The sequence below is a fragment of the Microbacterium sp. NPDC055683 genome (genome assembly GCF_053617895.1).
On the sequence record NZ_JBSHGQ010000056.1, the window covers coordinates 1 to 19,403 of the forward strand.

At 70.9% G+C, this 19,403-nt stretch carries 21 protein-coding genes; 3 read left to right on the forward strand and 18 right to left on the reverse strand.

All coding sequences use genetic code 11. The features are described 5' to 3' along the window. Nucleotides 1-39: 39 nt before the first annotated feature. The 14 genes from ACWGPF_RS16090 to prmC form a co-directional block, all read right to left on the reverse strand. On the reverse strand, nt 40-561 hold the full coding sequence (locus ACWGPF_RS16090) for a DUF4870 domain-containing protein (protein WP_452333748.1): 522 nt from the start codon (nt 559-561) through the stop codon (nt 40-42). A gap of 104 nt (nt 562-665) precedes the next feature. Beyond that, nucleotides 666-1,424, reverse strand: coding sequence for a YaaA family protein (locus ACWGPF_RS16095; RefSeq protein ID WP_452333765.1), 759 nt, complete (start codon nt 1,422-1,424; stop codon nt 666-668). A 90-nt stretch (nt 1,425-1,514) separates the two neighbouring features. Continuing rightward, entirely contained in the window at nt 1,515-1,775 is a 261-nt protein-coding gene (locus ACWGPF_RS16100) for a F0F1 ATP synthase subunit epsilon (RefSeq protein ID WP_345439647.1), read from the reverse strand. A gap of 2 nt (nt 1,776-1,777) precedes the next feature. Next, nucleotides 1,778-3,226 (reverse strand): F0F1 ATP synthase subunit beta, encoded by a 1,449-nt coding sequence (atpD, locus tag ACWGPF_RS16105; RefSeq protein WP_452333749.1) that lies wholly within the window; start codon nt 3,224-3,226, stop codon nt 1,778-1,780. A gap of 31 nt (nt 3,227-3,257) precedes the next feature. After that, nucleotides 3,258-4,148: a F0F1 ATP synthase subunit gamma gene (locus tag ACWGPF_RS16110; RefSeq protein ID WP_452333750.1), complete on the reverse strand. Its 891-nt coding sequence runs from the start codon at nt 4,146-4,148 to the stop codon at nt 3,258-3,260. A 21-nt stretch (nt 4,149-4,169) separates the two neighbouring features. Next, nucleotides 4,170-5,813, reverse strand: a complete 1,644-nt coding sequence (gene atpA, locus ACWGPF_RS16115) for a F0F1 ATP synthase subunit alpha (protein ID WP_452333751.1) — start codon at nt 5,811-5,813, stop codon at nt 4,170-4,172. 65 nt (nt 5,814-5,878) lie between these two features. Next, entirely contained in the window at nt 5,879-6,661 is a 783-nt protein-coding gene (locus ACWGPF_RS16120; RefSeq protein WP_452333752.1) for a F0F1 ATP synthase subunit delta, read from the reverse strand. After that, nucleotides 6,661-7,212 carry a F0F1 ATP synthase subunit B gene (locus ACWGPF_RS16125; protein WP_452333753.1) on the reverse strand — a complete coding sequence of 184 codons (552 nt, stop codon included), beginning with the start codon at nt 7,210-7,212 and terminating at the stop codon, nt 6,661-6,663. Before ACWGPF_RS16125 ends, ACWGPF_RS16120 begins: the two co-directional genes overlap by 1 nt. A gap of 28 nt (nt 7,213-7,240) precedes the next feature. Beyond that, entirely contained in the window at nt 7,241-7,480 is a 240-nt protein-coding gene (gene atpE / locus ACWGPF_RS16130; RefSeq protein ID WP_156241867.1) for a F0F1 ATP synthase subunit C, read from the reverse strand. Between the two features lie 43 nt (nt 7,481-7,523). After that, nucleotides 7,524-8,330: a F0F1 ATP synthase subunit A gene (gene atpB / locus ACWGPF_RS16135; RefSeq protein ID WP_452333754.1), complete on the reverse strand. Its 807-nt coding sequence runs from the start codon at nt 8,328-8,330 to the stop codon at nt 7,524-7,526. 165 nt (nt 8,331-8,495) lie between these two features. Then, nucleotides 8,496-8,969 (reverse strand): hypothetical protein, encoded by a 474-nt coding sequence (locus ACWGPF_RS16140; protein ID WP_452333755.1) that lies wholly within the window; start codon nt 8,967-8,969, stop codon nt 8,496-8,498. Then, nucleotides 8,969-10,150 carry an MraY family glycosyltransferase gene (locus tag ACWGPF_RS16145; protein WP_452333756.1) on the reverse strand — a complete coding sequence of 394 codons (1,182 nt, stop codon included), beginning with the start codon at nt 10,148-10,150 and terminating at the stop codon, nt 8,969-8,971. Before ACWGPF_RS16145 ends, ACWGPF_RS16140 begins: the two co-directional genes overlap by 1 nt. Beyond that, complete coding sequence (locus tag ACWGPF_RS16150; RefSeq protein ID WP_452333757.1) at nt 10,147-10,830, reverse strand: L-threonylcarbamoyladenylate synthase; 684 nt, start codon at nt 10,828-10,830, stop codon at nt 10,147-10,149. Before ACWGPF_RS16150 ends, ACWGPF_RS16145 begins: the two co-directional genes overlap by 4 nt. A 100-nt stretch (nt 10,831-10,930) precedes the next feature. Beyond that, nucleotides 10,931-11,803, reverse strand: coding sequence for a peptide chain release factor N(5)-glutamine methyltransferase (gene prmC, locus ACWGPF_RS16155; protein ID WP_452333758.1), 873 nt, complete (start codon nt 11,801-11,803; stop codon nt 10,931-10,933). A gap of 111 nt (nt 11,804-11,914) precedes the next feature. Here prmC and cysK point away from each other — a divergent pair, with 111 nt between their 5' ends. Continuing rightward, nucleotides 11,915-12,853, forward strand: coding sequence for a cysteine synthase A (cysK, locus tag ACWGPF_RS16160; RefSeq protein WP_345439630.1), 939 nt, complete (start codon nt 11,915-11,917; stop codon nt 12,851-12,853). Between the two features lie 7 nt (nt 12,854-12,860). Next, complete coding sequence (epsC, locus tag ACWGPF_RS16165; RefSeq protein WP_452333759.1) at nt 12,861-13,430, forward strand: serine O-acetyltransferase EpsC; 570 nt, start codon at nt 12,861-12,863, stop codon at nt 13,428-13,430. A 48-nt stretch (nt 13,431-13,478) separates the two neighbouring features. Here epsC and ACWGPF_RS16170 read toward each other — a convergent pair whose 3' ends face one another. The 4 genes from ACWGPF_RS16170 to add all read right to left on the reverse strand — a co-directional run bounded on the left by ACWGPF_RS16170 (nt 13,479) and on the right by add (nt 18,083). Further along, the gene (locus ACWGPF_RS16170; RefSeq protein ID WP_452333760.1) at nt 13,479-14,897 is read right to left on the reverse strand and encodes an amidase; all 1,419 of its coding nucleotides are present in this window, start codon (nt 14,895-14,897) and stop codon (nt 13,479-13,481) included. Nucleotides 14,898-15,118: 221 nt separating this feature from the next. After that, nucleotides 15,119-16,318 (reverse strand): amidohydrolase family protein, encoded by a 1,200-nt coding sequence (locus ACWGPF_RS16175; protein WP_452333761.1) that lies wholly within the window; start codon nt 16,316-16,318, stop codon nt 15,119-15,121. Beyond that, nucleotides 16,315-17,028 (reverse strand): GntR family transcriptional regulator, encoded by a 714-nt coding sequence (locus ACWGPF_RS16180; RefSeq protein WP_452333762.1) that lies wholly within the window; start codon nt 17,026-17,028, stop codon nt 16,315-16,317. Before ACWGPF_RS16180 ends, ACWGPF_RS16175 begins: the two co-directional genes overlap by 4 nt. Continuing rightward, a complete protein-coding gene (add, locus tag ACWGPF_RS16185; RefSeq protein ID WP_452333763.1) occupies nt 17,025-18,083 on the reverse strand; it encodes an adenosine deaminase in 1,059 nt (352 codons plus the stop codon). Before add ends, ACWGPF_RS16180 begins: the two co-directional genes overlap by 4 nt. Before the next feature lie 220 nt (nt 18,084-18,303). Here add and ACWGPF_RS16190 point away from each other — a divergent pair, with 220 nt between their 5' ends. After that, nucleotides 18,304-19,368, forward strand: coding sequence for an ABC transporter substrate-binding protein (locus tag ACWGPF_RS16190; RefSeq protein ID WP_452333764.1), 1,065 nt, complete (start codon nt 18,304-18,306; stop codon nt 19,366-19,368). The last annotated feature ends 35 nt before the right edge of the window (nt 19,369-19,403 follow it).

Genomic DNA, 19,403 nt, shown 5'->3' on the forward strand with positions numbered 1-19,403 from the left:
GTGCCGAGCGGCACGGGCCCTCGCCGACGGGACGACCCGTCACTTGATCCAGGCGGGCGTCAGCATGTACTGAGCGGGCTGCCCGGCGGCGAGCTGCTTCGGCACATTGACCGCATGAAGGATCGCGATGACGAGCGAGCCGATCGCCACGGCCGCGTACAGCAGCTGGCCGATCACGGGGATCCAGATGATGAACGCCGCGGCGACGAGCGCGATGATGCGCACGAGCTGGAAGTTCAGGTTGCCCGCGTTCGCCGCGTTCTCGGCCGGCGACACCTTGTCCTTCTCCACGAGGTAGAAGATGAGCGCCGGGATCCACGAGAAGAACACCGAGAGCCAGAGGTTGAGCGCGAGGTTGCTCGTCGTCGACCCCTGATACGCGCCCTGGCCGTGGCCGGGCGCGGGGTAGCCGGCGGGAGGAGCGTAGCCGCCCGGCGGCGGATAGGCGCCGGGCGGGGGCGGCGCGGTCGGGCCGGACTGCGGGTCCGGTTGAGGCGTGGGCGGCGGGACCGGCGCCGCCGCGGGAGTCGCGTCCTGCGGGTCGTTCGGGTTGATGGTCATGACGGAACCTTCCGCTCCTCGCGGCCGCCTTCTGCGCCGCGACGCTCTCAGGATGGCAGAGCGACGGATGTTCCTCCTGCGGCATAGAGGCCGTATGCGGTTCCCTACGCCGCCGCGACGAGCACCGCCTCACGCGGATGCGCGCCGGCACGGAGGGCCACGCCTTCTGCGCGCGCCCACGCGAGGAGCTCGTCGACGGAGCGCGCCTGCACACCCGTCTCGGCCATCCGCCGGACGAGCAGGCCCTTGGCCTTCTTGTTGAAGTGGTTGAGCGCGCGGACGGCGCCGTCCTCCTCGGCGACGACGTGGACGTAGACGCCCGGCAGATCGTCTGGGACTGCGCCGAGCTCGACGTACGACTTCGAGCGCAGGTCGACGACGAGCCCGCCCAACGCCGCGTCGCGCAGCGCCGAAGTCGTCGCCTCGGACCAGTGCCGGCGCAGCGGCGGCAGCCCCGGCAGGCGCGCTCCCGCAGCGAGTCGGTACGCGGGGATCGCATCGCCCGCACCGACGGGGCCGAGGGGCGCGGTCTGGATGAGGACGTGCGCGGCCAGCCATCCGCGCGCGCTCTCATCGAGGGAGCCGGCGGAGAGCGCGTCGTAGAGCACGCCCGTGTAGCGGTCGACGGCGGGCATCGTGGGAGCCTCGCGCAGCACCCGATTGACCTCGACCGCGCCGCGCTGACGGCTGCTCAGCTTGAGCACGCGCACGGCCTCGTCCTCGTCCTGCGACAGCGCGACGAGCGCGGCGACGGCCTGCTCGCGCAGCTGCCCGAGAGAAGGCAGGCGCAGGCGGGAGAGGTCGAGTGGGACGGGGTCGCCATCCGGTCGCTTGGTCTCGGAGGGCGGCAGGAGGACGAGCACGGGCATCCCTTCTGCGCACGGGGCGCGAGGACGAAAAGACAGGGCGGGGGATCCCGGAGGATCCCCCGCCCTGGCGAGGAGATGGCTGCGTCAGTCGACGAGCTGAGCGTGGCCGGCGACGATGGTGAGCACGGAGCCCTCCATCGAGACGAAGCCGTCGCGAGCGTCCGCGACGATCTTCGTGCCGTCGGCCTGGGTGATCCGGACCTGACCCTCGGAGAGGATCGACAGCACGGGCTCGTGGCCCTGCATGAAGCCGATCTCACCCTCGGTCGTCTTGGCGACGACGAGGCTCGCCTCGCCGGCCCAGACCTCGGCCTCTGCGGAGACCAGGGTGACCTCGAGCGCCATGATCAGGCGTTCTCCTTCTGGATCTTCGCCCAGGCGGCCTCGACGTCGCTGATGCCGCCGACGTTGAAGAAGGCCTGCTCGGCCACGTGGTCGAACTCGCCCTTCACGATCGCGTCGAACGACTCGATGGTCTCCTTGAGCGGGACCGTGGAGCCCTCGACACCCGTGAACTTCTTCGCCATGTAGGTGTTCTGCGAGAGGAACTGCTGGATGCGGCGCGCACGCGCGACGACGATCTTGTCCTCCTCGGAGAGCTCATCGACACCGAGGATGGCGATGATCTCCTGGAGCTCCTTGTTCTTCTGCAGGATCTGCTTCACCGACGTGGCGACGCGGTAGTGGTCCTCGCCGAGGTAGCGGGGGTCCATGATGCGGCTCGTCGAGCTGAGCGGGTCGATGGCCGGGTACAGGCCCTTCGACGCGATCTCACGCGAGAGCTCCGTCGTCGCGTCGAGGTGCGCGAACGTCGTCGCCGGAGCCGGGTCGGTGTAGTCGTCGGCGGGCACGTAGATCGCCTGCAGCGAGGTGATCGAGTGACCGCGTGTCGACGTGATGCGCTCCTGGAGCACGCCCATCTCGTCGGCGAGGTTCGGCTGGTAGCCCACAGCGGAGGGCATGCGGCCGAGCAGCGTCGACACCTCAGAACCGGCCTGCGTGAAGCGGAAGATGTTGTCGATGAAGAGAAGCACGTCCTGCTTCTGGACATCGCGGAAGTACTCCGCCATCGTCAGCGCCGAGAGGGCGACGCGCAGACGCGTCCCCGGCGGCTCGTCCATCTGGCCGAAGACGAGGGCCGTCTTGTCGAAGACGCCCGCCTCCTCCATCTCGCCGATGAGGTCGTTGCCCTCACGGGTGCGCTCGCCGACACCGGCGAACACCGACACACCGCCGTGGTCCTGCGCGACGCGCTGGATCATCTCCTGGATGAGGACGGTCTTGCCGACGCCGGCACCGCCGAAGAGGCCGATCTTGCCACCCTGCACGTAGGGCGTGAGGAGGTCGATCGACTTGATGCCGGTCTCGAACATCGTGGTCTTCGACTCGAGCTGGTCGAAGTTGGGAGCCTTGCGGTGGATGGGCCAGCGCTCCGTGATCTCGAGCGTCTCGCCCTCGCCGAGGTTGAGGACGTCGCCGATCACGTTGAAGACCTTGCCCTTGGTGACGTCTCCGACGGGCACCGAGATGGGGGCGCCCGTGTCGCGCACCTCCTGGCCGCGGACCATGCCGTCCGTGGGCTTGAGCGAGATGGCGCGGATCATGTCGTCGCCGAGGTGCTGCGCGACCTCGAGCGTGATCTCGGTCGACTTGTCGCCGATCGTGATCGTGGTCTTCAGCGCGTTGTAGACCTCGGGGATCGCGTCATGCGGGAACTCGATGTCGACGACGGGGCCCGTGACGCGTGCGACGCGCCCGACCACCGCGGTGGTCTCAGCCGTGGCGTTGGCAGTCATACTTTCGTCTCTTTCCTGATGGGTCTCTAGCTCACGACGCCAGGGCGTCGGCGCCGCCGACGATCTCGGCGATCTGCTGCGTGATCTCCGCCTGACGCGCGTTGTTGCGCAGACGGGTGTAATCGGTGATGAGCTTGTCAGCGTTGTCGCTCGCCGACTTCATCGCCTTCTGCGTCGCTGCCTGCTTGGCGGCCGCCGACTGCAGCAGCGCGTTGAAGACGCGGCTCTGGATGTAGACGGGCAGCAGCCGGTCGAGCACCTGCTGCGGCTCCGGCTCGAACTCGTAGAGCGGGTAGACCTCGGCCGAAGCCGACTCCTCCGCCTCCACGACCTCGAGCGGCAGCAGACGCACCGACTCCGGGGTCTGCGTCATCATGCTGACGAAGCGGTTGTACACGACGTGGATCTCGTCGACGCCGCCCTCGCTCGCGTCCTTCTCGTAGGCCTCGATGAGCGCCTGCGAGATCTCCTCCGCCGACTCAAACGAGGGGGTGTCGGCGTCGCCGACCCACTCGCCCTGCGCGACGATCCGACGGAACTGGAAGTATCCGACGGCCTTGCGCCCGAAGAGGTAGAACACGACCTCCTTGCCCTCGGAGCGCAGGAGCTCGGCGAGCTCCAGGCCCTCGCGGATGACCTGCGAGTTGAACGCCCCGGCGAGGCCGCGGTCTGCGGCGACGATGAGGATGGCCGAGCGCGTGATGCCCTCGGGCTCGCGGGTGAGGGGGTGGTCGATCGACGTGTGCGTGGCGACGGCGGAGACGGCTCGCGTCACCGCGCGGGCGAAGGGCGATGACGCGCGCACGCGCGCCATCGCCTTCTGGATGCGCGAAGCCGCGATGAGCTCCATCGCCTTCGTGATCTTCTTGGTCGTCTGAGCAGAAGAGATCTTCTGCTTGTACTCCCTGAGTTGTGCGCCCATGGTGCGTCGTCTCCGAAGGCGTTACGCCTTGCGACCCTTGACGATCTGCTCCTGGTTCACGTCGTCGGCTGCCGCGGCGGCGAACTCCTCGCGACCCGCGTCGGTGAGGTGCGTGCCATCGCCCTGCTTGAACTCGAGCACGAAGCGGTCGACCTGCTTCTCGAGCTCGGCCACGACGTCGTCCTCGAGCTTGCCCGAGTCGCGGATCGAGTCGAGCACCGACGTGTTGCGCTTGAGGTGGTCGAGCAGCTCGCGCTCGAAGCGGAGGACGTCCTCCACCTCGATGGTGTCGAGCTTGCCGTTCGTGCCCGCCCAGATCGAGACGACCTGGTCCTCGACCGGGTACGGCGTGTACTGCGGCTGCTTGAGGAGCTCGGTGAGACGCGCACCGCGCGCCAGCTGACGGCGCGACGCGGCGTCGAGGTCGGATGCGAACATCGCGAACGCCTCGAGCGAGCGGTACTGAGCGAGCTCGAGCTTGAGCGTGCCGGAGACCTTCTTGATGCTCTTGAGCTGGGCGTCGCCGCCGACTCGCGAGACCGAGATGCCCACGTCGACCGCCGGACGCTGGTTGGCGTTGAAGAGGTCGGACTGGAGGAAGATCTGGCCGTCGGTGATCGAGATCACGTTGGTCGGGATGTACGCAGAGACGTCGTTCGCCTTGGTCTCGATGATGGGCAGACCCGTCATCGAGCCGGCACCGAGCTCGTCCGACAGCTTCGCGCAGCGCTCGAGCAGACGCGAGTGCAGGTAGAAGACGTCGCCGGGGTACGCCTCGCGTCCCGGCGGACGACGGAGGAGCAGCGACACGGCGCGGTAGGCCTCGGCCTGCTTCGACAGGTCGTCGAAGATGATGAGGACGTGCTTGCCCTGGTACATCCAGTGCTGGCCGATGGCCGAGCCGGTGTAGGGCGCGAGGTACTTGAAGCCGGCGGGGTCCGACGCGGGAGCGGCGACGATCGTCGTGTACTCCATGGCGCCGGCGTCCTCGAGGGCGCCCTTCACGGACGCGATCGTGGAGCCCTTCTGGCCGATGGCGACATAGATGCAGCGGACCTGCTTGTTGACGTCGCCCGACTCCCAGTTGGCCTTCTGGTTGATGATCGTGTCGATCGCGATGGCCGTCTTGCCGGTCTGGCGGTCGCCGATGATGAGCTGGCGCTGGCCGCGGCCGACGGGGATCATGGCGTCGATCGCCTTGATGCCGGTCTGCATGGGCTCGTGAACCGACTTGCGGTCCATGACGCCCGCCGCCTGCAGCTCGAGCTCGCGCGTCCCCTCGATGCCGGCGATCTCGCCGAGGCCGTCGATCGGGTTGCCGAGCGGGTCGACGACGCGGCCGAGGTAGCCCTCGCCGACGGGAACGGAGAGGACCTCGCCCGTGCGGGTGACCTCCTGGCCCTCCTCGATGCCGGTGAACTCGCCGAGGACGACGACGCCGATCTCGTGCTCGTCGAGGTTCTGTGCGAGGCCGAGCGTGCCGTTCGCGAAGCGGACGAGCTCGTTCGCCATCACGCCGGGGAGTCCCTCGACGTGGGCGATGCCGTCCGCGGCGTCGACGACAGTGCCGACCTCGGTCGCCGCGGAACCGGAGGGCTCGTAAGCGGCGACGAAGTCCTTCAGCGCGTCACGGATGACGTCGGGGCTGATGGTGATGTCTGCCATTGTCTTCCTTAGTGTTGTGGGGCCGATGACGGCCCCAGAGCCGTCCGCCGGTGCGGGGAGAGCTTTCAGCCAGCGAGCCTCTGCCGGAGATCGGCGAGGCGGGAGGAGATGCTGCCGTCGATGACATCGTCGGCGACCTGGATGCGGATGCCGCCGACGACGGCGGGGTCGATCACGGGGTTGAGCGAGACGCCGCCGCCGTAGATCCGGCCGAGCGAGGCCGCGAGGCGCTGGCTCTGCTCCGCCGTGAGGGGCGCCTTCGTGTAGACCGTCGCGACCGTGCGACCGCGCTCGGCGGAGACGAGCTTCATCGCGCGTGTCAGCAGAGCGCGGACGCGGCGTCCGCGCGACTGCTGGACGAGCGACGACACGATCAGCGTGGTGCCGGTGCTGGCCGTGCCCTGCAGCAGGGTCGCGATCAGCTCGCCCTTCTTCGCGTCGTCGCCGAGGCGGCTTCCGAGCGCGAGCTCGAGCTCGGGGTTCGCGGAGATGATCCGCGAGACCTGGAAGAGCTCGGCCTCGACGTCGGCGGTCTCCGCCTTCGCGGTGGCGCGGATGGCCAGCTCCTCGATGCCCGACACGAGGTCGGACGCCGAGGACCAGCGCTGAGCCGCGGCCTCCGCGAGGAGCGACTGCGCGACGGGCGACAACGTTCCGAACACCCGGCCGACGAGCGCGCCGCGCACGTCGGGGGCGGCGGCCTGGTCGGCGAGCGCGCCGCTCAGCGCCGACGAGCCGGCGACGGCACGCGACGCCGCGAACAGCTCGCGCGCCGTGTCGAGGTCGACCCGCGCCGCCGCGAGCGCGTCCGCGCCGGCGGCGAGCGCCTGAGTGGTCGCGCTGCCCATTACTTGGCCGCCTTCTCGGACGCCTCGAGGTCGGCGAGGAAGCGGTCGACGACGGACTGCGCCTTCTGGTCGTCGGCGAGCGTCTCGCCGATGACGTTGCCGGCCAGATCGAGCGCCAGCGAGCCGACCTCGCCGCGCAGCGACACGAGCGCCGACTGGCGCTCCGCCTCGATCTGCGTGTGCGCGGTCGCCGTGATGCGCTCGGCCTCGGCCGAGGCGGTGTCCTTGGCCTCCGCGACGATCTTCTTGCCGTCCTCGCGGGCGGCCTCGCGGATCTCGCCGGCTTCCTTGCGGGCCTCGGCGAGCTGCTTCGTGTACTCCTCGAGCGCGGCCTCGGCCTGCTTCTGAGCCTCGTCGGCCTTCGCGATGTTGCCCTCGATGGCCGCAGAGCGCTCGTCGAGCATCTTCGTGAGGCGAGGGATCGCCACGAAGATCACCACAGCGAGGATGATGACGAAGCACACCGCAGACCAGACGATGTCGTAGATCGCCGGAATGAGCGGGTTGTGCTCTGCTTCCTCCGCGGCGACAGTGACAAGAGCGTTCAGCATCCTGCCTCCTTAGGTGTCGAGCGAGGGATCAGTTGTAGCCGAAGATGAAGCCGGTGGCGATGCCGATGAAGGCGAGCGCCTCGGTGAAGGCGATACCGATCCACATGAGCGTCTGCAGGCGGCCGGCGAGCTCGGGCTGGCGGGCGGTCGACTCGATCGTCTTGCCGACGACGATGCCCACGCCGATGGCCGGGCCGATGGCCGCAAGGCCGTAGCCGACCGTCGCGATCGAACCGTTGACCTCGGCCAGAATCGTGGTAGCGTCCACGGGTTTTTCCTTTCGGTAAGGCGGATGACCGTGTGGTCGTCCGTCAGTGCTCTTCCGCCACCGCGAGCTGGATGTAGACCGCGGTGAGGATCGTGAAGACGTAGGCCTGGAGGACAGCCACCAGGACCTCGAACAGGGTGAAGGCGAAGCCGAAGGCGAGAGTGCCGACGCTCAGGAGCGACCACCATCCGCCCATCGTGAGGAGGAAGAAGTGCGTCGCCGAGAAGAACAGCACGAGCATGAGGTGCCCGACGATCATGTTCATGAGGAGTCGCAGGGTCAGCGTGACCGGGCGGATGATGAACGTCGAGAGGAACTCGAGCGGCGTCACGATGATGTAGAGGAACGGCGGCACGCCGGGCGGGAAGAGCGCGTTGCGGAAGAACCCGGCGGGGCTCCTCTTGATGCCGGCGTAGATGAACGCGACGTAGGAGACGATCGCCAGGAGGAGCGGGACGGCGATGACGCTCGTGCCCGCGATGTTGATTCCCGGGATGATGCCCGTCAGGTTCATGAACAGGATCATGAAGAACATCGTCATGAGCAACGGCAGGAAGCGGTCGCCGTCCTTGCGGCCGAGGATGCCGTGCGCGAACGTGTCGCGGACGAACAGCATGCCCATCTCGACGATGCTCTGGAAGCGCCCGGGGATGACGCGCATGTTGCGCGTGCCGATGAGGAGGATCACCACGAGGACGGCCGTCGCGAGGAACTGCGCGAGGTTGATGCGCGTGATCTCGAACGGCGTGCCGACGAACAGCAGCCCCTCGGGGAAGAAGTCCGAGATCGACGGCGGGTGGAATTCCTCCCCTTCGGCGATCTTGGCGATGAGGTTCGCTGCCTGAGTCAACCTGTGGCTCCTGCTTCTCGCACGGGGACGGGCCCAGCACGGTGAATTGTCATGAGAGAGCGGGTCTGCGGGGCCTCGTCGCGTTCATCGCGTCGCACACCGGCCGCAGGTGAGTCCAGCCTATCAAAGGTCGGGCCCAGGTTTTGACACGTTGTAGAAGACGCCTCAGGAGGCGGGCTTCTCCTCCGCATCGTCGTCGCCCGGAAGACGGATGTCGGAGACGTGCGGGATGCGGATGGTGCGCATGACGACGACGTCGACGACGAGCGACGCGACGACGCTCGCGACGATGGCGACGAAGAAGACGACGGGCTCGAGCCACGGCTGGCCGCGCAGCACGAACAGCGCGCCGATGAACACGATGAGCTTGACGAACCATCCGCCCAGCACGATGCCGAAGAAGATCGGCACATAGAGGGCGTCGCCGAACCAGCGGTTCGCGACGAGGACGCTGACCGACGTGAGCACGAGGAAGACCGCCGCGACGAGCGCGCCGGCGAGCGCCGACCACAGGCCGTCCGCGCCGGCGACGAGGAAGCCCGCCACTCCCCCGACGACGGCGATGAGGCCGGTCGCGGCCGCGCTCCAGATGATGGCGGCGCGCAGGACGGGCGTACTGGAAACGGGCGAGGGCGACATCAGGCCTCCTGAGGGGTCGGTGCGCCGGCGGACGACGGCTGGGTTTCTGGTCGGCGCCGGCGCACGGGGCGCGACGGCAGGAAGGTGACGACGAGGCACGCGACGACGCCCACGAGCCCGAAGGCCGCGCCGAGCCACCATCCGCCGGGCCAGCCGCGCTGCGTCGCGATGTACATGAGCAGCACCGCGAGCGAGCAGACGGCGGTCCACGCGTAGAAGATGAGGACCGCAGCGCGCGCGGTGTGCCCCATGTCGAGCATGCGGTGGTGGAGGTGCTTGCGGTCGGGCGAGAACGGCGAACGGCCCTTCGACATGCGGCGGATGACCGCCATCGCGAAGTCGAGGAGCGGCAGCGCGACGACGATGACGGGCATGAGGATCGGGATGAAGGCACCGAGCAGCTGGGAGTCGACGTCGTCGCGGTCGAGGATCGACGGCGGCAGCTGGCCCGTGATGGCGATCGCGCTAGTCGCCATGAGCAGGCCGAGCACGAGCGCGCCGGAGTCTCCCATGAAGAGCTTGGCCGGCGTCCAGTTGAGCGGCAGGAACCCGATGCACGCGCCGATGAGGACGGCGGCGATGAAGGTCGCGAAGTTGAAGTAGACCGTCGCGCCGGTGTCGCGCACGAGCAGGTACGAGTACACGAAGAAGACGGTGTTCGAGAGGAGGCAGACGCCGCCGACGAGCCCGTCGAGCCCGTCGATGAAGTTGACGGCGTTCATGACGACGACGATCGAGAGGATCGTGATGCCGATGCTCATCCAGCTGCCCCACACCGTGACGCCGCCGAAGGGGAGGAAGTAGATTTGCAGCTGCCCGCCGACGGCGATGATGCCCGCGGCGAGGAACTGCGCGGCGAGCTTGATCATCCAGTCGAGGTCCCACAGGTCGTCGGCGACGCCGACGAGCATGATGAGCGTGGCGGCGGCGAGGACCGACAGCACGCGCTGCGGCTGATCCCAGAACAGCCCGAAGTACGGGTTCGCGGCCGACACCGCGAACGCCGTCGCGATGCCGAAGAACATCGCCACTCCCCCGAGCCGCGGGGTGGGGGTCTTGTGCACGTCGCGCTCGCGGATGCCGGGGTACAGCTTGTACCGCATCGCGAGCTTCCACACCGTCCACGCCAGGCCGAACGTGACCACGGCGGTGAGGACGATGATGAAGACGTACTGCCTCACGCGTCGCCCGCAGCCTCGGGTTCGAGCAGGTCGCCCAGCACCTCGCGCAGCTCGACGCGCGAGATGGCGCCCTCGCGCAGGACGCGCACGAGCGGGTCGGATGCGCCGCCGACGAACGACGTGGCATCCACGATGGTCGACGCGACGCCCGTCTTCGACGGGCCGCCGTCGAGGTAGACCGACACCGATTCCCTCAGCATGCCGCGAGCGGAGTCGATCGTGACGGCGGCCGGCTGCCCTGTGAGGTTCGCGCTGGAGACCGCGAGCGGCCCCGTCTCGGCGAGGAGCTCGAGCGTGAGCCGTTCGTCGGGCATGCGCAGGGCGACGGTGCCCTGCGTGTCTCCGAGATCCCAGCTCAGCGAGGGCTGCGCGGGGAGCACGATGGTGAGCGCTCCCGGCCAGAAGCGGTCGACGAGCCTCTGCACGGGCTCCGGCACCTCCTCGACGAGGGCGCGCATGGCGGCGTCGTTCGCGACCAGCACGGGCGGCGGCTGCTGACGGCCGCGCCCCTTCGCGTCGAGCAGTCGCTGCACCGCGGCGGGGCTGAAGGCGTCGGCCGCGACGCCGTAGACGGTGTCGGTGGGCAGGACGACGAGCTCTCCGCGGGCGATCGCCTGACGGGCCTGGCGCATGCCGGGGAGGAGCTGCGTCTCATCGCGCAGATCGAAGAGGGGGGACATAGCGGCACAAGTCTACGGCGAAGGCGCCTGGGAGCCCCGATCCCCCGCCCGCACGGAGCTGCCGGGCGCCGGCACCCGCCGGGCGTCGGCGCGTCGCGTCTCAGGCGCGGACGGCCGTGGTCGCCCTGTCTCGCAGCGTGAGGTCCGGGTGCGTGGCGGCCTGGCGCCATCCGTCCGCCGTCAGGAGCTCGCGCACGGGCGCACCCTGCCATTCCCCGTGCTCGATGACGAGGAGGCCGCCCGGGCGCAGGAGGCGGGCGGCCGTCACGCTCAGGACGCGCACCACGTCGAGGCCGTCGGCGCCGCCGTAGAGCGCGGTCGCCGGATCGTGCAGCCGCACCTCGGGGTCGCGGGGGATGGCGTCGTCCGGCACGTAGGGCGGGTTCGAGACGACGACGGAGACCCTCCCGTCGAGCTCGCGGAGGGCGTCGGCGAGGTCTCCCAGGACGAGGTGCACGTCGGCACCCGAGCGCGCGATGTTCCGCGTCGTCCAGACATGCGCGTCGGGCGACTTCTCCACGGCGTGGATCTCGGCGTGCGGCACCTCGGTCGCGAGGGCGAGGGCGATGGCCCCGCTGCCCGTGCCGAGGTCGACGCCGATGGGGCGGGGCGACCCGTCGGCGCGCAGGGCGTCGATGCCGAGCTGCGCCACCATCTCGGTCTCGGGCCGCGGCACGAAGACGCCGGGGCCGACGAGCAGCTCGAGATGGCGGAACGGGGCGACGCCCGTGATGTGCTGCAGCGGCTCGCGCCGGGCGCGCCGGGCGACGACGGCGTCGAAGGCGTCGCGCGGGGCGGGATCGATCGCGTCGCCGCGGATCGCGGCGACCTGGACGGCGCCGCGGCTCTCGGCGAGGACGTGCGCGAGGAGGAGCTCGGCGTCGACGAGCGGATCGGGGACGCCCGCCTCGGCGAGCCGTCGGGCTCCGCCGTCGAGGACGGCGCGGAGAGAGGATTCTGCGGGAGTCGTCATGGCCCATCGAGTCTACGGACGCCGGTAACTTCATTACGCCGACCCTGCGGAGCCCCGGTGTTCGTGCCCTAGGGTGAAGCCGATCGCAGGATCCCCCTCAGAAAGGCCGTCATGACCGGTATCCACGCTGACGTCACCACCGCGTTCGGCAACACCCCGCTCGTCCGCCTCAACCGCGTCACGGGCGACGCGGGCGCCGAGGTCCTCGCCAAGCTCGAGTACTACAACCCCGGTTCGTCGGTGAAGGACCGCCTGGGCATCGCCATCGTCAACGCGGCGGAGGAGTCGGGCGAGCTGAAGCCCGGAGGCACCATCGTCGAGGCGACGAGCGGCAACACCGGCATCGCGCTCTCGCTCGTCGGCGCGGCGCGGGGCTACAAGGTCATCCTCACGATGCCCGCATCGATGTCGAAGGAGCGCCGCGTGCTCCTCAAGGCGTTCGGCGCCGAGCTCGTGCTCACCGACCCGGCCGGCGGCATGAAGAACGCCGTCGCCGAGGCCGAGCGCATCGCCGCCGAGACGCCCGGCGCCATCCTCGCGAAGCAGTTCGCGAACGCCGCGAACCCCGCCATCCACCGCAAGACCACGGCCGAGGAGATCTGGCGCGACACCGACGGCAAGGTCGACATCTTCGTCGCCGGCGTCGGCACGGGCGGGACGATCACGGGCGTCGGCCAGGTGCTCAAGGAGCGCAACCCCGACGTCAAGGTCGTCGCCGTCGAGCCCACGGCGTCGCCGCTCCTCTCCACCGGCACGCCCGGCCCTGCGAAGATCCAGGGCATCGGCCCGAACTTCGTGCCGCCCATCCTCGACACCGACGTCTTCGACGAGGTCGTCACGGTCGAGTTCGAGGACGCCATCGCCACCTCGCGCGCGCTCGCCGCGCAGGAGGGCCTCCTCGTCGGCATCTCGTGCGGTGCCGCGACGTGGGCGGCCGTCGAGCTCGCCAAGCGCCCCGAGAACGCCGGGAAGCGAATCGTCGTCATCCTGCCCGACACGGGAGAGCGCTACCTCTCGACGGCCCTCTTCGAGGACCTCCGCGAGGACTGACGCCCGCATGCCGTTCACGAGCCGCGTCCGCGAGGATCTCGTCGCCGCCCAGCGACGGGATCCCGCGGCGCGCTCGCTCCTCGAGATCGCGCTCCTCTACCCCGGGCTGCACGCCATCTGGGCGCACCGGCTGTGGCACCGCCTGTGGCGTCGCGGCTTCCGGTTCGCCGCCCGAGCCGGTTCGCAGGTGACGCGCTGGATGACGGGGATCGAGATCCATCCCGGCGCCGTCATCGGGCGCCGCTTCTTCATCGACCACGGGATGGGCGTCGTCATCGGCGAGACCGCCGAGATCGGCGACGACGTCATGCTCTATCACGGCGTCACCCTCGGCGGACGCACGCACGACGCCGGCAAGCGCCATCCGACCCTGGGCGACGGCGTCGCCGTGGGAGCCGGCGCGAAGGTGCTGGGGCCCATCGAGATCGGCGCCCGCTCCGCCATCGGCGCGAACGCCGTCGTCACGCGCAGCTGCCCCGCCGACACCGTCCTCATCGGCATCCCCGCGAAGGCGCGCGCGAAGCAGAGCGGCGAGGACACCCGGGCCGTCCTGATGGCCCCCGACTACAGCATCTGAGCGTTCCCTCCGCCGTCGCCGGTCGGTGAGAGGGCGAGCGGGGCTCGCTCACCGGCCGGGACGCACCGCCGGCGGCCACGGCAGCCGACCGCGCCGGCTCTCGAGCTCGGCCGCGAGCGACAGCAGCGCCGCCTCGCCGCCGGGGCGGCCGACGAGCTGCACGGCGACGGGGCGGCCCGTCGCATCGGGCGCGAGCGGCAGCACGATCGCCGGCAGCCCCGCGACGTTGACGAAGCTCGTGTGCGGCGCGTACGAGCACTGCTGTGCGAAGTTGCGCTCCGGGTCGTCGGCGTCGAACCATCCGACCGGCCGCGGCGACTGCGCGAGCGCGGGGGTCATGACGACGTCGAACGGCGCGAACGCCGCGATCGTCGCGCGCTCGAACGCCGTCGCCGCGGCGAGGGCCGCGAGCAGCCGCTCGGACGGCAGGGCCCGTCCCTCTCGCACGAGCCACGCCGTCAGCGGCTCGAGATCGGCGTCGAGCCTGTCGTCGGCGACCGGGATCCGTGCCGCGGAGGCCCGCCACAGCGTCGTGAAGAGCGCGGGGTACCCCTCCGGATGCCATCCGGCGTCGTCGACGTCGTGGTCGGCGAGCAGCCGCACGGCCGCATCGAACGCGGACCGCGCGTCGACGTCCAGCGCGGTGTCCGTCCAGCCGTCCCACGGCGTGACGGTCGTGACCCCGATGCGCAGTCGCCCCGGTGGACGGCGCGCCGCGTCGAGGAAGGGGCCGCCTCCCGGCGCCGCGGTGGCGAAGGGGTAGGGAGCCGCCGACACGAGCGCATCGAGGAGGAACGCGGCGTCGGCGACCGAGCGTGCGATCGGCCCCGCCACCGCCAGCCCCGCGAGTCCGTCCATGCCGGACCCCACCGGGAGCCTCCCGCGCGACGGCTTCAGCCCCACGACGCCGACGGTCGCCGCGGGGATCCGGATGGAGCCGCCGCCGTCGGAGGCGGGCGCCGCAGGGAGGAGACCCGCGGCGACGGCGACGGCCGCTCCGCCGCTCGACCCCCCTGCTCCCGTGGCGGCATCCCACGGGTTGCGGGCCGGCGGTGCGACGCGCGACTCGGTGTAGCCGGTCAACCCGAATTCCGGGGTGTTCGTCTTGCCGAGGCTCACGGCGCCGAGATCGTCGAGCGCGACGGCGAGGGGGTCGGATGCCGCGGGCACGGCATCGCGGAAGGCCAGCGAGCCGTAGCGGGTCGGCACCCCGGCGCGCGCCGTGAGGTCCTTGTCGGCGAGCGGGAGGCCCCACAGCGGCCGCGGCGGCTCGCCCACCGCGCCGGCCAGGGCGAGCTCGTCGGCCCGCGCGATGGCGCGATCGGCCGTGACCTCGACGAAGGCGCCCAGTCCGCCGTCGAGGCGCGCGATGCGGTCGAGGAAGTGCTCGACGGCCTCGCGGGGACCGACCTCGCCGGCGCGGAGGGCGTCGGCGAGGCCGATCGCGCCGAGCTCGTGGATCTCCATCCGCCCATCCTTCCAGCTGCCCCGCGCTCCGCGTCCGGACGGCTTCTGCGACCTGAACCGAGGCACCGCTCCTCCAGGTCGCAGAAAGCGGCCCGAAACGGCCTCCACAGGACGGGTACTGCGACCTGAACCGAGACACCACCCCTCCAGGTCGCAGAAAGCGGCTCGGAACGGCCTCCACAGGACGGGTACTGCGACCTGAACCGAGAGGCGGCGGAGCGTCAGGGGGTCGGCAGCGTGCCGTGGAGGAGGCGGCCCTGCGCCACCACCGCGATGATGCGCGAAGGATCGAGCGCGTCGAGGTCCTCCCAGGGGCGGCCCCGGACGAGCAGGAGATCGGCCGAGTACCCTCGCGCGATGCGCCCGACCGCGCCGCCGAGCCCGAGGGACGCGGCGGCATCGGACGTGCCGGCGACGAGCGTGCGCTCCGCCGACCATCCGAGCACGTCCCGCATGCGGCGCAGCTCCGCGTGCGCTCCCGTGTACGGGACGAGGCGCCCGTTCGCGTCGGTGCCGAGCACGAACCGCACGCCGCGGCGCGCGGCCTCGGCGAACACCGCGTCGCGCTGCGCCACCACGGCGCGGGTCTGCCGGCGCGCGGCGGCGAGCAGAGGGTCGTCGCCCGCCAGGATGCGCTCGTGGACCGCGAGCGTCGGCGCGACGGGCACGCCGGCGGCGGCGAGCGCGTCGATCTGGCCGGCGGTGAGTCCCGTGGCGTGCTCGACGGAGTCCGCCCCCGCGCGGATCGCGACGTCGACGCCCTCGGCGCTGAGCGCGTGCGCCGCGACGCGACGGCCGAGCGCATGCGCCTCGTCGACGATCGCGGCCGTCTCCTCGAACGTGTGGTTGCGCCACCCCACCTCGTCGCCGAGCGACAGGATGCCGCCCGAGGTGTAGATCTTGATCCCGTCGGCGCCCGCGCGCACCCACTCGCGGACGAGCCGCCTGCACGCGTCGACGCCGTCGGCGACGGGAGGCCGGGCAGCCGCCCCGCGCGGGGTGAAGAGATCCCCGTGCCCCGCGGTCATGCTCACGGGTCCGTACGCGAGCAGCCTCGGGCCGGGGACGACGCCGCTCGCGAGTGCCCGCGCCGCGGCGAACTGCGGCTCCGTCGAGTAGAGGTCACGCAGCGTGGTGACGCCGTTCCGCGCGAACCGCAGGGCGCCGCCCGCGACGTGCATCGCCTTGTCGGCGTCGCCCGTCGCGAGCGCCCATCCGGAGTCGGCAGGCTGCTCTCCCACCGCGACATCGAGATGCACGTGCGTGTCGACCAGCCCCGGGATCACCGAGAGCCCGCGCGCGGCCGTTCCCCGGGCGATGGAGATCTCGCCGAGCACGCCGTCGGCCCACGCCACGGCGCCCGTGCCGAGCAGGTGCTCGCCGTCCCAGATGTCGACGCCCGACAGCGCGCCCGCGGTCATGCCCAGGGCTCCGGGAAGCGGCGGACGACGGAGTACTGCACGATGTCGGGATGGTGCCGTTCGGCGGCATGGAACACACGGCGCCCGGAGCGGAGCATCCCCACGATCGTCAGGACCATGCACGCCGTCCCCTCGGCGAGGCCGAGATCCGACGCGACCCGCCCCGCGGCGTTCTCGACGCCCGGCGTCGCGACCTCCCACACGATCGGCTGCGACCACGCGTCGGCGACGAGGTCGAAGGCCGACACCGCCGCGTCGAGCTCACGCGGCTCCGGCAGCACGATCGTGTTCTCCGCGAGCATGGCCGGACGCTCGTCGGCGGTCCACAGCTTCCGCGCACGCAGGACGGGCGCGTCGGCCGGCTCCGACAGCACGTCGGCGAGCTCGGCGCCCAGCTCGCCCGTCATGCTGTCGAGGAGGGTCACCTCCGGTCGGAAGCCGAGCCGGTCGAGCAGCTCGCTGTGCTCCACCTGCTCCTCGAGGCGCACGGTCATCCGGAGCGCGACGGGGTCGACCGTCGTCGCGGCGCCCTGATGCCGTCGCACGATCCCCTGCTGCTCCAGCACCCCCAGCACGCGGCGCACCTGAGCCCGGTTGCCGCCGAGCCGGCGCGCCAGCTCGTGCTCGCCAGGAAGCGCAGCGCCCGCGCGGACGGTCTCCCGCGCGATCGCGAGGATCCCGCGGCGCAGCGCCTCGGAGTCGCCGCTCATGCGGGGGCCTCCTGCCTCTCCTGCAGGCGAGCGAGAGCCGAGGCCCGCTCGTCCTCGGTCGCGAAGCTCGCGAGGTGCGAGTCTCTCGCGAGACGGAGGATGCGCGCGTCGTCCCATCCGAACGCGGCGGCGCACAGCGCCCACTCCGCCTCGAGGCGCGTGCCGAGCGCCGCCGGGTCGTCGGTGTTCACCGTGACGCGCACTCCGGCGCGCACGAGGGCGTCGACGGGATGGTCCTCGAGCCGGCGGAACAGCCCGAGCGCGAGGTTCGAGGTGGGGCACACCCCCACCGCGATCTGCTCGTCCGCGAGCCGATCGACCAGTCGCGGATCCTCGACGGCGCGCACGCCGTGGTCGATGCGCTCTGCACCCAGGAGGTCGAGCGAATCGCGCACGCCCTCCGGTCCGCTCGACTCGCCCGCATGGGCGGTGCGCCGCAGACCCGCCCGTCCCGCCGCCTGGAAGGCGCCGCGGAAGCGCGCTCCCGTGCGCCCGGAGATCCGCTCGTCGCCGTCGACGGAGACGCCGACGAGTGCGCGGGGTCTGCGCGCGACGAGGGCCGACACGAGGTGCTCGGCGGTGGCCGCATCCCATGTCCGCAGGATCGACGCGCACGTCCGCACGCGGCACAGCCCGTCGGCGGCTGCGGCGTCGAATCCTGCGCCGAGCGCGTCGAAGAGCGCAGCGGGGTCGCTCCGCCACGACGGCCAGTGCGCGGGATTCACGATGACATCGGCGTACACGATGCCCGACGCGCTCTGACGCGCCGCGAACCGGTAGGCGAGGCGCTCGAGCTGCTCCGCCGACGAGAACAGCGCTCCCTCCCAGTCGAGGAACCGCAGGAACGCCGACAGCGGCGACGGGTGCGACGGATCATCGTGGCTCGCGACGTCGAACAGGGTGGCAGCCGGCCCCGGCAGCCGGACGCGCGCCTCACGCGCCGCCTCCAGCAGGTCCGCGAGCTCGATCGCCCCCTCGAGGTGGACGTGGACCTCGGCTTTGGGCAGCGCCCGGATGGCGGGGACGGTCGTGAGACCGGTGGAATCAGCGCTCACCCGGTGGGTCCCTCCTGCGTCTTGTCGTCGGAGCGCCCAGCATACAGCCTGTTGACAAGTTGCCTCGCGGACCGCATCCGGCAATGTGACATGCGGCGAAAATCCTTGTAACGCGTGGAAACATCGCGGCAGCCGCGGCCGATCCACTCGTACTGTTGCGCTACCTGTTGACACGTTGCGTCGGCTGATCGGATGGTCGGCGCCCCTCTGAGAGGCCGCCATGTCCCCCATCCGCAGCACCCGAGCTGCCCGCACCCTCGGCGCGTTCGCCGTCGCCGGCGCCGTCGCCGCCACCCTCGTCTCGTGCGCGTCCTCCGACGCCACGGCGGAGGCGTCCGGCGACGCCGACTACGGCGACATCACCGTCCAGCTCTCGTGGCTCAAGAACCACGAGTTCTCCGGCTATTTCGAAGCCGACAGCCGCGGCTACTTCCAGGAGGCGGGCTTCGACGACGTCGAGCTCGTGGCGGGCGGGATCGGCGGCGTGCCCGCGGCTTCCGCGCTCACGAGCGGAAGCGCGTGGATCGGAATCGCCTCTCCCACCGACATCGCCCAGGCGAACGCGGAGGGGGCGGATCTCCGCATCGTCGCGACGACGTACCAGAAGAACCCGTTCACCCTCGTCTCGGCCGACAGCGACCCCATCGAGACGCCCGACGATCTCGTCGGGCGGACCATCGCGATCGCGGACTCGAGCGCCACCAACTGGGACGCCTTCCTCGCCGCGAACGACATCGCCGCGGACGACATCGACCGCGTGCCCTACGGCGACGCGCAGAACGACCTCAAGCTCGGCAACATCGACGGCTTCATGGGATACGGCGACGGAGGGGCGCCGCTGCGCGCCACGGGCTTCGGCGCGCAGGAGTTCCTCCTCGCCGACTACGGCCTCGCATACTCCGGCGAGGCGGTGGTCGTGACGGCCGAGACGCTCGAGAACGAGCGCGACGCGGTCGAGGCGTTCCTCACCGCCTATGCACGGGGCTGGAAGGACGCGTTCGACGACGTCGACGGCACGATCGATCTCGTCATCGACGACTACGGCAAGGACCAGAACTACGTCCGCGCCGACATCGAGCTCTCCTGGGAGCAGCAGGAGAAGCTCATCCTCACCGACGAGGCGCTCGAGAACGGCATCGGCACCATCAGCGACGACGCCGTCCAGCGGAACATCGACAGCCTGGCGCTCGTCGGCTACGACCTGGCCCCCGACGACCTGTTCGACACGACGCTCATCGCGGACGTGTACGCGGAGAACCCCGACCTCGTGATCGGCGTCGGATGACGTCGCCCGCGCAGGCGTCCGGCCCCGCCGAGGCG